The 17,642-nt window shown below is 39.6% G+C and carries 6 protein-coding genes; all 6 read right to left on the bottom strand.

Annotated features, from left to right (window positions below; translation table 11 throughout):
- Positions 1-200: 200 nt before the first annotated feature.
- The 6 genes from MKY23_RS02145 to MKY23_RS02120 all read right to left on the bottom strand — a co-directional run bounded on the left by MKY23_RS02145 (position 201) and on the right by MKY23_RS02120 (position 17,599).
- Positions 201-1,151, bottom strand: a complete 951-nt coding sequence (locus tag MKY23_RS02145) for an SDR family oxidoreductase (protein ID WP_339834933.1) — start codon at positions 1,149-1,151, stop codon at positions 201-203.
- A 168-nt stretch (positions 1,152-1,319) separates the two neighbouring features.
- Positions 1,320-1,598, bottom strand: coding sequence for a 2TM domain-containing protein (locus MKY23_RS02140; protein ID WP_339839154.1), 279 nt, complete (start codon positions 1,596-1,598; stop codon positions 1,320-1,322).
- A 66-nt stretch (positions 1,599-1,664) separates the two neighbouring features.
- The gene (locus tag MKY23_RS02135) at positions 1,665-4,691 is read right to left on the bottom strand and encodes an efflux RND transporter permease subunit (RefSeq protein ID WP_339834931.1); all 3,027 of its coding nucleotides are present in this window, start codon (positions 4,689-4,691) and stop codon (positions 1,665-1,667) included.
- A gap of 16 nt (positions 4,692-4,707) precedes the next feature.
- Positions 4,708-5,484 carry an alpha/beta fold hydrolase gene (locus tag MKY23_RS02130; protein ID WP_339834929.1) on the bottom strand — a complete coding sequence of 259 codons (777 nt, stop codon included), beginning with the start codon at positions 5,482-5,484 and terminating at the stop codon, positions 4,708-4,710.
- Positions 5,485-5,535: 51 nt separating this feature from the next.
- Positions 5,536-12,036, bottom strand: coding sequence for an amino acid adenylation domain-containing protein (locus MKY23_RS02125; RefSeq protein WP_339834927.1), 6,501 nt, complete (start codon positions 12,034-12,036; stop codon positions 5,536-5,538).
- Positions 12,020-17,599, bottom strand: coding sequence for a type I polyketide synthase (locus tag MKY23_RS02120; protein ID WP_339834925.1), 5,580 nt, complete (start codon positions 17,597-17,599; stop codon positions 12,020-12,022). Before MKY23_RS02120 ends, MKY23_RS02125 begins: the two co-directional genes overlap by 17 nt.
- Between the last annotated feature and the right edge of the window lie 43 nt (positions 17,600-17,642).

The raw sequence follows: 17,642 nt of genomic DNA, 5'->3' as shown, positions 1-17,642 counted from the left end.
CATGTTTTGGATAAGATTCCTCCTAAAGGTATCCCTCCAAGAATCATGATCAAGATCCACTATTCATGCTACACTTCCGTCGATTTTCGTATACTTCATCTTATCACCCACAAACGTCAAAACCAAACCTTCATTTTTGTGCCAATAAAATCGAAGAACCCCTCTATAGATTAGAAGGGTCGTGCAATACACTGAACATACTATCTTGTAGAGGCTCTTTGTTCGAACCATGCCAATGTCTCTAATATGGCCTCGTCATGTGAAGTTACATTCTTCTTAAATTTTCTTTCGTATTTTTCTGTATCAACAACAAACGGAGCTTCGTACAAATACAACATTTCTTTAAGTTCCCTCATATCAGAATTGAAGAGGGACATCACGTTCACAAAAAATTTAGGTGCTACTCGAAACTTCGGCTCCTGATTTTTCAATCTATAGATACGCGCGATTATTTCCCTGGTCGTCGTTGTCTCTGCACTCGGGATGTGCCATATCTGCCCATAAGAATCGTTGTCCTCTGCCAACTCCACAAGCCCCTTTGCAAAGTCCTTAATATATATATAGGTATGAGGCAAATCTATATTTCCTAACACCTCTGATGGCTTACCATCAAGGACAGCTCCAAAGACACGTTCTCCCAGAGCAGAATCCAACACTCCTGGACCGTAAAAGTCCGATGCTCTACCGATCACAGCTTTCACTTTTCCTTTGTTATGTGCATCCATTAATGTCTCTGCCATGTTAGCACGAGTCATGCCTTTACGTCCTGTAGCTCGATTGGGTAAGTCCTCAGATATTTTGGATTTCGTCTGTCCATACATGTACAAGTTATCTGCATATACAACTCTCGCATTCTCAGTTATAGCTGCATGTATCACTCCATCCATAATTGGTGGAAACTTCTCAGGCCATTCCTTATATGGAGCCTTGGCACAATGATAGATAACAGAAGCCCCCGAACAAGCCTTACTGAACTCTAAATCATCAGTTGCATCCCCTCTAACTACTTCTACATTAGCCGATGAATCAATCTCTCCACTTCGGTTAACCATTCGCACTTTCTTGTTTCTTAATAATAACTGTTCCATGACTGCCATCCCTAATGGTCCTGTACCTACAACAACGTGTAATTCGCTCGTGTCCGTTATCAACAACTCCCTTTATCCATAATTATGTATTCTATACAAATTATATACACCGCTCACACCTAAGTAAATATATAGAAATAGTTACATCTAAATCGTATTTTGTGACAGTCCTTAAAAAATAAAACTGGACCCACTATCATTTATGCATTAGTGAGCCCAGTTTACCCATAATTACTTTTTATTCATGTACTTTTCTATTTTCTTCTTTTCCCATTCAGCACCAAATATCGATCCACCACCCCAGACGGTAAATCCATGTGCGATCACTCCAATTCCCCATCCTAACAACGTATATATAAACCATATGCTATCCGGATAAAATACTAGGTTATATATTATTAATCCAGTATTCACCAGAATATATACCACCAGATGAATATAAAAATCCTTAAGAGCTTTAACCCGTTTTAGTGCCTGTTCATACTCCTCATTATTTTTTCCCAAAGTTATACCTACCTTCTTAAATTTATAGGGACGTTGCTTACAAGCAAAATAGACTTCACTGAAGGCCTGAAATTACTTCGTTTCACTTCGTACTTTTCGATAATGGAACACCTCATAAAGAGTCGGGATAATAAACAACGTAAGAACAGTCGATGTAATTAATCCACCAATGACCACGACAGCCAATCCTTTGGAAACCAGAGAACCACCTTCGCCTACACCAATAACAAGCGGAAATAACGCTGCAATCGTAGTGACTGTAGTTATGATTATTGGACGAACTCGTACTTTACTCGAATGAATTAAAGCTTCACGAATGGTTAAACCTGACGCACGTTCTTGTTGAACTCGATCTACCAGTACGATAGCATTAGTCACAACAATACCAATAAGCATTAACAAACCAATTAAACTGGCTATAGAGATCGGCTGGCCTGCCAGCACAGTACCAAGAATCGCTCCGGTAAAAGCTAAAGGAAATGAGAACAAAATCGTAAAAGGTATTTTCCCCCCTCCAAATGTTACTACCATAGCCATATACACAAGTCCTACAGCTATAATGATAGCGAGCACCATATCTGTAATCATTTCTTCAACCTGTTTACTACTTCCTCCTTGTACAAGATCTACATTATCCGGAAACTGGATCAAGCTTAGTTTTTCTTTAATCTTTGAATTAATATCACTGCTATTATCAGCAATAATCTGCCCTGTAATTACAGAAAACTGCTCATCATTTTGGTATTGAATTAATCCTAGATGTTCAACCTCCTTGATATCAGCAATATCTTTTGCTGTAATCCATTGACCAGTCGGTGATAGAATAGGGAGATTTCTCAACTCATTTATGGAGTAACTCTTTTTGTCATACTGTACAACAATATCAGAAGCATTTTCTTGATTCCCCAGTTTACCCACAGTATTTTGAGAGAAGATCGGATTAATTAATTCCCATGCCTGTCCGGTTGTAAGTCCATATTTCAATGCATCCTCTGCGCGAATGTTGACGTCAACTGCTTTGGTGTAATCAGAAATACTGCCTGCGATATTTGCTGTTCCTTCAATTCCTTCTAACGCAGCGATGACTTGTTCAGTCGAGGATTTGATATCCTTCAAATCTGATCCGTTAATTACAATTGAAATATCAGGCCCTTGGGGTCCATCAATAATCTCTCTAATCTCTAAATTATTTCCGCTGATATACTCCTTTAATTGATCTTTCGTATTTGCAATAAAGCTCTGAATGTCTGTATCATTTTGTAGCGCAATAAACCATTCGGCCTTATTACCAGTGCTGGCTAAGTACGTATTAGGATCAAGTTCACCTGGAAGTGAACCAGAGGTTACAACGGCTTTTTTTACATCTGATGACTGGTTAATCAAAGTATCAATTTCCCGTGCTTTTGAGTCTACTTCAGCAAGGCTCACACCCTTGGGAAGGTTATATATTAACTTAACATATTTACCACTCTTTTGTGGAAAAAAAGTAATTTCTGTTAATTTAACCAAAGGGATACTAAGTAAAATGAATACTAGAGCTCCAATAAGCACAGTTTTTTTGTGCGTAATGAACCACTTAAGACATCTGACATAACTTCTAATAAGAAGCCCCTCTTCTTTGTGTTGCTCAACTTTAGCGTTTCGAAGAAGTACATAGCTCAACATAGGCACTACTGTTAGCGAAACTATTAAAGAAGCAACCAGAGCAACAATGACGCTTAGTGAGAACGGAGCAAATATTTTTCCAATATATCCGCTGACCACACTTAGCGGTAAGAAAACAGCAACAGTTGTAACCGTCGAGGCTGTCACAGCCTTGCCAACTTCCTTTGTAGCTTCAACGACAAGATCTTTCGTTATTTTCTCGTTTCTAGATCTTCTTATTATATTTTCAATCACAACAATGCTATCATCAACAACTCTACCAATAGCAACGGTTATACCACCAAGGGTTAACACATTCATCGTAATATCCGTAAAGTACTTCAAAAATGCTAACGTGATCAATATCGACAATGGAATAGAAACAATCGCGATTAACGTAGCCCTTGCATTTCTTAGGAAAATAAATATAAATAATGAAGCAAACATAGCAGCAAGTATGGCTTCACGAGTTAATCCACCTACCGACTTTCTTACATCCGTTGCACTGTCATAGATAATTTCCATTTTAACTTTGCCTGAGTCAAATTCATCGGAAATTTTTTGTATTTGATCAGATATTTCAACAACATTCGCATTGGCATCTTTCATAATGTGTATCAAGCTGCCTGTTGCCCCACCCTGTCTAGTGATTGTGTCTTGTTGAGCAAAACCTTCACTTATCACTGCTACATCACTAAGTCTTAACTGCCCTGAGGGTTCAAGTGCAAATTTTTCCAATTCTTCGATAGTATCAAAATTTCCGCTTATTTGTATTTCTGTAGAAGAGTTGTTTAACATAATGGTGCCAAATGGAATCGTTGTGTTGGTTGCCCTCAGCAACTGGATCACTTGTTGGGGAGCAATTTTATTAGCTTCTAACTTAATTGGATCAAGCTTGACGTAAACGTTTTTAGATGCAAGACCATACACTTTTAATTGACTTATACCACTAACATTCTCTAATTTAGTCATCAACTCATCTGCTATAACTTGTTGAAACTCACTGTCCTGGATATCATTTTGCTTACTGAGAGACAGATACATAATCGGCTTATCATCAATCGTAAATTTACTGGTTTGAGGTTTGTCTGCGCCAGCCGGAAGAGTAACCGCCCTTAATACTTCCTCAACCTGCTTCAGCTTTTCATTCATATCTTCTTTAAATCCAAATTCCATCGTTATATCAGAAAAATTTGCTGCAGAGGTGGATTGAGATACCTTTATACCCTCAACGTTCTTTAACGCACGATTGATAGGTACTGTGATTTCATTTTGTACCTCTTGTGAAGATGCCCCTCCATATACTGTAGTCACGTGTAAGTATGGTATCTCAACATATGGTAGAGACTCCTGTTTATATCGAGGGACAGAATAAATCCCAGCAACAACAATCAAAATAATTACAATACATATGGCAACCGGATTATTGACACTAAATCTTGAAAGAAAGGACATGGCTCTACTCCTCTTATTACGATTGTTTGACACTAGACAACACAATTTTCCTCATTACCTTGTATATCTCAGAAACAAGCAACTCCTCTGAGCTATGTAAAAAGAAATGGTCACCTGGAAGGGAATTCGCTTGAAATTCTGACATCGTATGCTTTTCCCATGCTTTAATACTATCTTCACTGATCTCAGGATCTCTTGTTCCACCAAAAGCATATACTGGGATGTTTAATAAGGGATAATCTTGATAACTGTAGCATTCGCATAATTCAAGATCTGCCTTGATCGTTGGCAGTGAAAGTTTTACCAGTTCAGGCTCGTCAAAAAACCAGTCAGGAGTCCCGTTTAATTCTTTTAACCTCATCAATAATTCATCATCCGGCAAATTATAATATATAGAATTATCTTTTCTAGGTAGATAGGGAGCACGATGAGCAGAAACGAACAGCGCCTCCGGCTCGATCTGATGATGTTTTTTTAGATATTGCGTAAATTCGAAGGCCAATAATGCACCCATACTGTGACCAAAAAAAACGAATGGTATCCCCTTTGCAAAATCGAGAAAACATTCACCTAACTTCTCCATTATTACAGGGATCGAGGAGATTGGAGACTCCAGCAAACGGTCACCTCTTCCAGGAAGCTGGATACAGCAAACCTCGATATCTTCTGGAAAATAATCTCCCCAGTCTTTGTAAGCAATGGCATTCCCCCCGGCGTAGGGAAAACAAAAAATACGAAGCCGGGGGGTTGCTACAGGATAGAAACTTACAATCCATGAATTATACTTTTTCATAGAAACTCTATTCAAAAATCAGCAGCCCCTTCTGTGGAGAATTCAACTATTTTAATTTTCAATGCCATATTTCTGGTTCAAACATATAGCAAGCTTCTCTATTGTCGGGTTCTGTAATAGTTCTCCCACAAGTAAATCAATACTATAGTATTCTCTTAACTTCGTAAGTAGCTTGACTAATTGTAGCGAATCCCCTCCTAACTCATAAAAAGTATCTCTTACCCCAGGAAGAGGGAGCTGGAGTATATTGGATATCATTGCGGCAATACTTTTTTCCAACGCTGTAGAAGGAGCTTGATAGTTATTGATCATGTGCAATGTCCAGTCTACTCCGTCCTTCAGAGAATCATAATCAATCTTGTTATTTGCATTAAGTGGATACGATTCTACCCTTACAAAAGCTACAGGGATCATATATTTCGGCAATTTCAACGCCAAAAAGCTTCTTAATTCATCACTAATATTGTTGGGATTTTCAGTTGCTCGATAGTAGGCTACTAACTTCTGATAAGCTTTTGGTTCACCCACTGATAATACAACCGCATCATCTACTAAAGGATGTTTGAGCAGTTGATAACATATCTCATTGGGATTTATTCGATATCCTTGAATTTTCAGTTGCATATCTGCTCTACCCAGAAATTCAACATTTCCATCCGGTAAATATCTTCCTAAATCTCCCGTTCGATAGATGTGCTCTTTGGCGTGATAAAGAAAACTCGACTTGGTTGCTTCCTCATTTTTGAAGTACCCTTTAGCCAAACCGACTCCTCCGATATAGATTTGTCCTGTGACCCAGTCAGGGCAGGGTTCAAGTGCATCATTTAACACATAAATTTTTTGTCCCGATAGCGCTTTCCCATAGGGTATGCTTTTCCAATCTGGCTCCACTTCATTAATTCTGTAGAAGATTGACCATATTGAAGCTTCTGTTGCTCCCCCTAAACTGACAATATCCTCTACTTTTGATACAGATCTAATTTGACTTGGTAAAGATAGAGGAATCCAGTCGCCACTAAGCAACGTTAATCGCAGTGTCGTTGAACTTTTATTGTGGTTTCTTAAATGCTCTACATACATCGCCATTAGCGAAGGCACAGAGTTCCAGATGGTCACTCCGTTTTGTTTTATGGTATCTTCCCAATGCGCTGGCTCCAGTAGCCTATGATGATCTGGAATGATGATTGTAGCCCCTGCTGCCAAGCTTCCAAAAATATCATACACAGAGAGATCAAAGTGAAATGCTGATAAAGCGAACACCCTATCGTTATGATCTACGGCAAATCTTCTGTTAACATCCATAATCGTATTAACAGCCCCTGCATGATCGATCATTACACCTTTTGGTTTACCAGAAGTGCCTGATGTAAAGATGGTATATGCAAGGTCACTTGAAGCCTGAACCGTATCTAGAGGTTCATCCGACCAACTTTTTAGCGATTCTTCACTAATAGCTACTGCAAAAACACTGGGTAAGTCCTGTAGTTTTTCCAATAGTTCATTCGTAGTTAAGAAATATTTTATATCTGTGAATTCAAATAATTCCCTCAATCTTTCTTCAGGGAGATCTGGATCAATCGGCATATAAGCTGCACCAGCTTGCATAACCCCCAGAACGCCTGCGACTTGCTCCCAGCCCTTATTCATGTATATTGCCACCAGATGATTCGGCAGAATGTCATACGAACGAAGCTGTCTACCAATCTGATTCGATATTCTGAAAAGTTCATCATAGGTCAGTATGTTATGAGAACTAATAATGGCAGGGTGATTAGGATGAATAAGTGCGCTTTTATTAAATAGTGTGTGTAGCAACTCAGCGCATTGCAACTGCTGTTGGGGATTAGTTTCGTTCCTTCTTTCTAATTGATTTATAGGAACTAATGGGATACACCGCTGGTTCCAGACTTCGTCATTTTCTGCAAGCCGTTTCACTAGCGACCAGAATACACGAAACATTTCCTTGATAAAGCCTGGGTGGTACATTTCTTCTACGACATCCCAATTGCAATAGAGCCCATTACGATCATCCCATACTCCACAATCCAGCCAAACTTGTGAAGTTTGGGTTACTCCCAAGCTTTCTACAGGTTTGATAGGGAAAGGCATTTCTTTCTCGTCCGGAATTGGAACGACAAGGGCACTGGTAAACACTACAGGCATCTTTGCTTGATTGCCTCCGCCATGAGTTGCATTCAACTCTCTGATTAAATCTACGCCACTAATATAATTGTTCTCGAGATCATTCCATAAATGGTTCTGAATTTGTCTAGCACGCTCACTGAAAGTGGATGTGCTATGGTTTTTCACCTCAAATAATAGAACCGAAGTAAATTCTCCAACAATTTGATTAATTTGAGCATGAGATGAATTTCGATTTAAAAAAGTTAGATTTAATGAAAAATCAGGATTCTTACTCCATTTTCGAATGACCTCTGCAAAAGCAGTTAATAAGATTCCTGTTGTTGTGATACCAATTTTCATTGCTTTGGTTTTCAATCGAGTCCATGATTCAATGTCCAGTTTTTCATGATAGCGAACAAACTTAGGTTTTATAATCTCTGTCGGATTTCGTGATAAGGGTAGTTCAGGTGCCGGAGGCATTGTAGGTAATCGAGTTTTCCAGTACTCAAAAGCTTCCTTGTATTGCTTTGACTTCTTAAATTCTTGTTGAGCCATCACATAATCCCGGAATGAAATTTCTAAAGGACTAAGTTCCGATTCCTTCCCTGTATATATCAAAACAAGTTCTCTCATTAATATAACAAAACTCCATACATCCCACATTATGGCATCTGTACTAAAATGAATCTGTGACTTTTGATCATCCAACAAAGTGATCCGAATATCAAAAACAGGCCATTGATGTGGATTCAACATTTGATGTGACATTTCTTGTCTCGTTGCATTAATTGAATTTATAATTTCTTCTTGTTTTTTACCTCGAAGATTTGTAACTTTCACTTGGTAGAACGGAACTTCTGAAAGAACCCTCTGCATCCCTTCGGATGTAACTACTGTTCTTAACATATCATGGCGCTTGATTAACACATTCCAAGCTTTCTCAAATTTCTCTATATCCAGAAATTGCGCTTCATACTCATCATAGCTATGTGTGGAAACATTTCCGAGTTCGTAACTTTCATTGCGACCGATCCAATAGGCATGTTGAATGTCAGTTAGCGGGAAAGGCTTATATTTATTTATAGGATCGGCATGGATCATAAGCATTAAATCTGTATTTGTCTTACTTACATTTGTCGACTGACTGTTAAGAAGTGATGCTACCGTCTCAGCAAGCCCTTCTACAGTAGGGGCTTGAAATAAAGCTTGCAAGGGTAGTTCAACCTGAGTAGCCTTACGGATCTGGGCAACAATCTTCATAGCCAACAAGGAATATCCGCCAAGCTCGAAGAAGTTATCTTGAACGCCAACCCGTGAAACCCCAAAAACGTCCTTCCAGATTCCACTTATGATTTCTTCTAGTTCTGTTCGAGGTTGCACATACATTGTATCTACACTCATATCAAAAACAGTGGGCGTTGGAAGAAGTAATCTATTTATCTTCCCATTACTTGTTAATGGGAATTCATCTAACACAACAACAGAAGAGGGTACCATGTAATCAGGTAATTGTTTTTTCAAATAGTCTCGTACATCTTTACTCGTGACGACCGCTTCTTTTTCACAAATTATATATCCAACCAGATATTTCAATGCATATTTGTCCTCTTTGACAACGACTACACATTGGCTGACACCTGGTACACGTAGAATATTTTTTTCGATCTCGTTAATCTCGATTCTATACCCGCGTATTTTCACCTGGAAATCAGAGCGTCCTACTAATTCAATATTCCCATCAGCTAGATATCTGGCTAAATCACCAGTTTTGTAAACAGACAATGCTGGCCTGATTCCTGTGGAAATTGTCAAGAAACGTTCTTTGCTTAAGTTAGACTTATGGATATAGCCTTTTGCTACCCCATCACCAGCAATGTATAATTCACCAGTAATACCAATCGGGACCTCTTGTCTATGTCTGTCTAGAATAAGTAATTGTGTATTGGGAAATGGCTTCCCTATCGGAACAGTCTCATTAAAATGAGCAGAATCGTTCTGATACTCATAATAAGAGCTGTCTATTGTAGCTTCTGTTAGTCCATAGGAACTAATCAATCGAGCATCATTCGCACAGAAACTCCTTAAATTAGAATACTCCTCCATAGTCCATGTATCTGAACCAACAATGATTAACTTCATAAAGTTAAGATCTTGATTACTCTCATCAAGGTATTGCATAAGCCCTCTAATCACTGCGGGTACAAACTCTGCACAATCTACTTTTTCTTGATAGAGCAATTTATACAATCCAGAGGGTTCCAACAACAAATCAGAAGGGCATAAAACTAATTTTGAACCCGACCCAAGGGCTCTGACCACATCACCTACAAATACATCAAAGGATAAACTGGCCATTTGTAAATGAGAAGTCGTTTCAGTAGATAAACGATATTCGTGTTCCCACCCCCGATAAGCATGAATGAGATTACGATGAGTAACCATCGTGCCTTTAGGCAACCCAGTAGAACCAGATGTGTATATCACATAAGCAAGTTCATCGCCTGAAACCATACGAGTACAACTGTTAGTTGGTATTTGTAAAACCGCTTCTTCAATCAAGACTCTCTCTACATCGCAAGAGCCGAAATCCAGGCAACTAACATCATTTTTCGTGACCACGAGTTCCATCTTTGAATCCACTACCATGTGTTCTAAACGACTGGTAGGATACGAAGGATCCATAGGTAGAAAAGCCGCTCCCGCTTTAAGAATCCCCATGACAGCAACAATGAATTCTATGGACTTCGGTAAACATATACCAATTACACTTCCAGCCTCCACTGGTTTATCAATTAAATATGCGGACAGTTTGCTGGAACGTTCATGTAATTCACGATAAGTAACTTGTTCACCATTAAAACTCAAAGCAATGGAATTTCCTTTATCTATAGCGTTTTTCTCGAACAATGTACAAAAATTATCATTTTCCGAATAATTAATCGTAGTACCTTGCCAAAACTTAAGTTTATTTATCTCTTCAGGAGTTAGATATGTAAATTGCCCCAGAAGAGCATCAGGGTCGGCCGAGATTTTCTCCAACAGAATCTCAAAATGACTAGCCATACGTTTCATAAACGAGAAATCAAACAGATCAGTATTGTATTCAAAGATACATTTAGGTGGATATTGATTCCCACCATCCAAAATGTCTAGTGATAAGTCAAACTTTGAAGTACCTCCATCAATAGGCTGATAGTTCATTAAAACATCATCTAGCTGAAAATTGGGTACTGCCTTTTGATATGTAAAAAGCACTTGACACAATGAATTCATACTTGCACTTCGATTAGGCTGCACCGCCTGAACAATATCCTCAAAAGGTATATCCTGATTAGAAAATGCCTCTAAAGAGTTCATCTTGATTGTTCTAAGTAGCGTTCTAAAACTCATTTCTTCCGCAAAAACAGTTCGAATCGGGAGCGTGTTAACAAAAACTCCGATCAGTTGCTGAAACTGACGTTCATTTCGGCCAGAAACAGGAACACCTAATGTGATATCCGACTGCTCCGTATATCGATATAATAATGTTTTGAATACTGCAAGGGTAACCATGAATGGTGTTGCTTCCTCAGAAACACACAAATTTTTAAGCTTCTCATTTAATTCCTTTGACAGTTCGAGAACGTATGAAGCTCCATTGAAAGTTTGTACAGAAGGACGTACATATGTAGTAGGCAGCTCAAGGACGGATGCAGCCCCTTCCAAGTAATCTGACCAATATTTCAATTGCTTCTGCAAGACCTGTTCCGATTTATGATGTTTCTGCCAAGTAACATAATCTGAATATTGAACTGTCAACGGTTCCAGAGGTGAGGACAATTGTTTATTGAACGCAGTATAAAGCGCACTTAACTCTTGAAGCATCAATGTAACTGACCATCCATCAAAGATCAGATGATGCATCGTAATGACAAGATAATGCTCATCCTGATTCAGACGTATCAATAACAACCGCCATAGAACGGATGAAGAAGTCGGAGAGATCGGTTTCCCGATCTCCTCCTGTACAATTCGAGTTCTTTCTTTCCGTTGGTCATCTCTTGACAAGTCCGTTAGATCCACGACCGGAATTGTTACCTCTACATTAGACAGCTGATTACGTCTAGGCTCACCTTCTGTATTAACAACGATATTTGTACGTAATATTTCATGCCTCTCTACTAATTCGTAAAAGCAACGCTCTAATATATGTGGATTCAAATCCCCCAATAACAAAAATGCAGAAGGAATATTATATGCTGCACTCTCCACATCCAATTGACTCTGAAACCAGAGGCGCTTTTGCGAAAAGGACAATGCTTCATAATCAACATCCAATTCAAGCTCTTGCACTTCAGCTTCCTGATGCAATTTTGACTGAAGCTTCAGCTTCAATAAGGCCTTTTGTTCTTCAGACAGGGCTGAAATGCGATCATTGAGATTTCCCAACTTGTTCACTCCCGGCTGCAATTTGGCTAAGCATTTCATGTAACATATCTTCTGGCAACTCTTCCATCTCAGATAATAGTTCTTCTACCGTTTGATCAGACTGACCAGCTTGTTTTTCAATCAGCATTTCCATGATACTAATAGCCAAATCTTCAGTAGTTACTCCTCTTAAAAGATCAACTACTGCGACACTAACCTGTAACCCAGATTCGATAGCTCCTTTGAGCTCCATAGCCATCATTGAATCTAGCCCAAAAGAATTGAGTGGAGATGATGCCTCAATACTGGATCTATTCATTCGAAGTACAGTACTTGAAACATCCAAAAGATAAGATACAAGCATTTCCAATCTTTCTTCGGGCTCAGTAACGGACATTAACTCCTCGACAAAATTTACTGTACGCTGACCTTCAGAATCAGATTGAGCTTGCAGAGCTCTATGTTTCGATACAAGAGATGCAATCAATGGCGGTACATTACCTAAAGGATAGTTTTTATCCGCGACTCTTGGCCAATCAGCTCCTAACACAGTGAACTGCGCTCGAGTCTGACATAGAATATGGTTGAGGGCTTCGAGACCTTGGCTATTGGTCATTGCAAACAACCCACGTGTGTCAAAAAAGTTAAGTAAATCCAACTGTGTTGCCATACCTGATTCAAGCCATGGCCCCCAGTTGATACTTAATCCATGCATCCCTCTTGCTCTGCGATAATGCGCGAGTGCATCTAGGAATGAATTGCCTGCACTATAGTTTGCTTGCCCACTCATAACCACTATAGATGCGACCGAAGAGAATAAAATAAAGAAATCGAGAGGATCATCTTTAAATTGTTCATGCAAATTCCAGCCCCCTAGCACCTTAGGGCGCAAGACATTAATAAAGTCGTGTTGATTCATCTGATACAGTAATTGAGGTCTTGCAACTCCAGCAGCATGAATGACACCACGTATTTCCGGCCAGCCAGCTTCATTGTATTCATGAACAGCACGTTCAATTTCTTCCTTATTGCATACATCAGCCTTGGCAAAATGAATCGTCGCACCCAGTTTCTCCAATTCTTTTACAGCAGCAATTCTCTTTCCCTGTACAGATTCAGGGTCTATATCCCTCCAACTCTTACGTTCTGGAAATTCTGCTCTACCCATTAGGATCAAGCGTCGTGCTCCATGCTCAATCATCCATTTAGAAGTCAGTAGTCCCAATCCACCGAAACCACCAGTAATAAGGTAACTCACATCGCCACGGAATTTGGCAGGAATGGAACTATTCAATGTAATATCTTCTTCCAACCGGAGGATATACCGCTGTCCCATTCTATAAGCTAGGTGATCTTCTCCATCCGTATACCACACTTCCTCAAATAAATGGGATGAATTGTCCTCAGCAGAACAATCATCATCCAAATCAATAATTCCTCCCCATTGATCCATATACTCCTGATGACCGATCGCTTTAGCCAATCCCCAAATCGGAGATTGAGAAATCTGACTTAAAGGAGCAGCATCCACGACCTGTTGTGCTCCTTTGGTCGCCACCCATACACGAATTTTATCTTGAAGTCGATTATGTGTTATGGCCTGCATTAAATAGAGGATACCGATGCTACCCAATTGCTCTGCTTCATTTAAAGCTTCCGAATTTATCATACTGCCCTCAGAAATATCTAAGGCCCAGTTGTATATTATCCCTTTTAATCGTTTGCCTTCAGAGACTACACTTTGAAGTAAACTAACAAAGTCTTCAGACCTGGAAGGATTTAAGATAAAGTTCTCACCGTTTCTCCCATAAGTGGAACCGTGACTGACACGATAGCAATATTCACCTTGCCCCTCTAATCTTTCAATGAGCATAGAACCAATAGATTGCATATCAGAAAACACAACCCAAGCACCTTTCTCTTGATGGTTCACAGGCGCATAATCAATTGGATTATGCCTAGGCCCTAAAATCCACTGAGTTTCATAGATACTTTGAGGTACTTTGACAGAGTTTGAAGCAGTATCATCCTTCAATGACATAGCCTCACACCCTAAAATTTCCATAATAGTCTTACCTTCAGAATCCATAAGGAAGATATCGCCTTTAAGTAGAGTTTCACTTTTTTCTGTGATAGATGCGTATATCCACATATTGGATTTCAATGGTGCATGAAGCGCACCTTTAGAAACCCCAACAGGCATGTACACTGAAGAATTTTCGTCTTCTTGCTGAAAAGGGAGTGCAGCAGCAAGAACCTGAAAACATTGATCCAATACTGCCGGATGAATCTGGAATTTGTCCACTTCAGAATGTATACATTCAGGTACCAAAATTTGAGCAAGTGCACAATGTTCTCCTTGCCACAATCTTTCGATCCCTTGGAAGCCTTCCCCGTACTCCAGTCCAAACTTTCTAAACTGTAAGTAGCATTTTTCTTTGGATACCTCTAACTCACACCGCTCTTTCAAACTCGCAAGCTCGTAACCAGGCTTATTTGTTCCAGCGTCAGTTCGAATTGAACCTGTGGCATGCAAAGTCCACCCTTCGGATGCCCCTAGTTTTTGACTATAAATTTCAACTTCTGAAGTTTGCTCAACATAAATCAATCTGAGTTTAATTATTTCGGAAGGAGATAAGAAAAGTGCTTTTCTAAACTTGACATCTTCACCATAGATATAGCTTGTATCCCCAAATAATTCCTTAGCAGCAGCTAGCATCATCTCGACATATGCTGCTCCCGGATAGACAATCGTACCCTGAATCTGATGATCTTCCAGAAATGGAGAGCACCACAAGTCCAATTCGTTCTCCCAAGTAGGATCTGGTGTATTCAATCTTCTTCCTAGTAAAGTATGCGAGGGGCTATTAACCCGTTCTTCTTCTGACATCTTTGATTCCTGCCAGTAACGTTCTCTTTGCCAAGGATAAATAGGCATAGCTATCATTTCTGCTGATTCCGAATATATCGCAGGCCAGTTTATGTTATACCCTTTACTATATAGTGCTCCCAATGAATCAATTAATGTCTTTCTATCATTTGCCTTTCTGCGCAAGGATGTGAATGTCTCACCCTTAGAGTTATGCAGACTCAAACATTCTTTTAAAGAACTTGCTAACACAGGATGAGGGCCAATTTCTACAAAATTCAAAATACCTGACTTGATCATATTTCCTGCAGCCTCTGCAAAAAGAACAGAGTCTCTTACGTTTTTCCACCAATATTGGGTTGAGAAATCTCCTTCACTCATTATTTTCCCAGTAACAGTGGAGTATAGCGGTGTATGACCCTCCATAACATGGATATCTTCTAACCCACGAATCAAATCATCTTCCAATGGATCCATGTAGTGACTGTGATATGGCACGTTAACATGTAAATATTTATAAAAGATCTTTTTGTTATCCAATGACTGGATAACTTTTTCCAACGATTCTGGTGTTCCTGCTAGGGTGACCGAGTTTGGACTATTAATGGCCGCTATGGATATCTGGTCCATATCATGGATCGCAATCTTCGCTTCCTCGTGGGATAAACCAACCGCTGCCATACGTCCACATCCTGTTGTTCTCTGCTGAAGATGGCTTCGGTAATAGACAACTTTGATGGCATCCTCTAAACTCAGCACACCTGCACAATATGCGGCAGCTACTTCACCAGCACTATGTCCTACAATCGCATCAGGTTCAATCCCCCATGCCTTCCATCGCTCTACAAGACCAACCTGTAAGAGAAAGTTGGCAGGTTGAGAGACTTCCGTATCATCCATACGAGAATGCATTTCATCCGCATTCATAGCATCAATTAAAGACCAACCTGAAAATTTCTTAAATAATTCATCACATTTTTTAGCAAAATCCTGAAATACCACATCTTCCTTTAATAATTCTCTTCCCATAGCCCACCATTGAGGACCCATACCTGTAAATACGAAAGCTAACGGTTGCTTATGCTTCCCATAAGAAATTGCAGAACTGATTCCATCACCAATATCTCCATCTAGAAATTGATCAATTTTCTCGTTCAAGTCATTAATGGATACAGCAGAGATAGACAACCTATGATCATGATGATTCCTTTTGCGAGCTAAACTGTATCCTATATCTTGAAGACTATATGTAGATCCGGCGAATTTTTCTTTAAAAGCAAGTACTAAATCTCTAAGTGCATCCTGGCTACGTGCCGAAATTACAATGGGACAGATCACATTTTCAGGTGTTGAATCTCCCTTATCTTTAATTATTGAATTCTTCGCATCTTGTGGCTTATCATTGTACTCTTGCAAAATCACATGAGCATTTGTTCCCCCGAAGCCAAAGGAATTGACACTCGCCATAGCTGGTTCATGTTCTCTAGTCGGCCATTCGGTCAGTTTTGTCGGTATCTTTATCCCTAATGCTTCTAAGTCAATATCCTTATTCGGATTCTCAAAATGCAGATGTGCAGGAATCTGTTTATTTTTAAGACATAGCATTGCTTTGATCAACCCCGCAATCCCCGCAGCAGCTTCTGTATGTCCGATATTTGTTTTGACTGATCCTATGTAACATTGTTGGCCTTCGGCCTGATTTCCAAAAATACTGCCAAGTGCATTAGCTTCAATTGGATCTCCCACTGGAGTACCCGTCCCATGAGCCTCTACATATTTTACGTTCTGCGGATGAACTCCGCTTCTGCTATAAACCTCCTGAATCAACTGCTTCTGCGAATCACCCCTTGGCACAGTAATTCCCGGTGTATTTCCATCTTGATTACTACCAGTTCCTCGAATTACAGCATGTATAGGATCTCCATCTTCCAAAGCTTTTGATAAGGGTTTAAGTAGAACTACTCCTGCCCCCTCTCCACGAACGTAACCGTTAGCTCTTGAATCAAATGCTCTGGAGCGACCATCTGGTGACAACATCCCTGCTTTTGATTCCGCAATATAATATTCAGGTTTTACAATTACATTTACTCCCCCTGCAAACGCCATAGAGCTTTCGCCATTCCAAAGACTTTGACATGCCAGATGTACAGCAACAAGTGAAGAAGAGCATGCAGTATCTACTGTTAAACTAGGCCCACGAAAATCATAGACATATGAGATTCTATTCGCTAATAAAGTCATCATTGCTCCGGTAGCCGAATGTGCATCAACAAGGTGTCTGTTTGATTCTGAAAACTGTAGTAGTTTGTAGTCCAATGTAAAAGCACCAATAAACACACCTACATCGGTACCTGCCATTTTCTCCTGAACCTGAAGTCCATCCTCCATTGCTTCCCAACAAATTTCCAGCAGCAACCTTTGTTGCGGATCCATTAACGCCGCTTCTCTTGGAGAAATACCAAAAAATGCAGCATCGAAATGATCCACTCTATCTAGAAATCCACCCCATTTAGATTGTGTCTTACCCATATTTTCTTTCTTAGGGTTGTAATATGTATTCTTGTTCCAACGATCCTCTGGCACTTCAGAAATCGTGTCAACTCCATCTACAAGCAACTTCCAATATGACTCAGTAGAATGCACTCCGCCCGGATAACGACACCCCACACCAATAATTGCAATAGGCTCATTCTTATGCTCAGTAAAACTACTCATATCACTTACCTCCATTGTTATACGAACACAGAAATATTAAATC

It is taken from the genome of Paenibacillus sp. FSL R7-0272, from assembly GCF_037969905.1.
GTDB classification, from domain to species: Bacteria; Bacillota; Bacilli; order Paenibacillales; family Paenibacillaceae; genus Paenibacillus; species Paenibacillus polysaccharolyticus.
The sequence above is the reverse complement of the archived record's forward strand: the minus strand, read 5'-3'. Positions and strand labels throughout refer to the sequence as shown.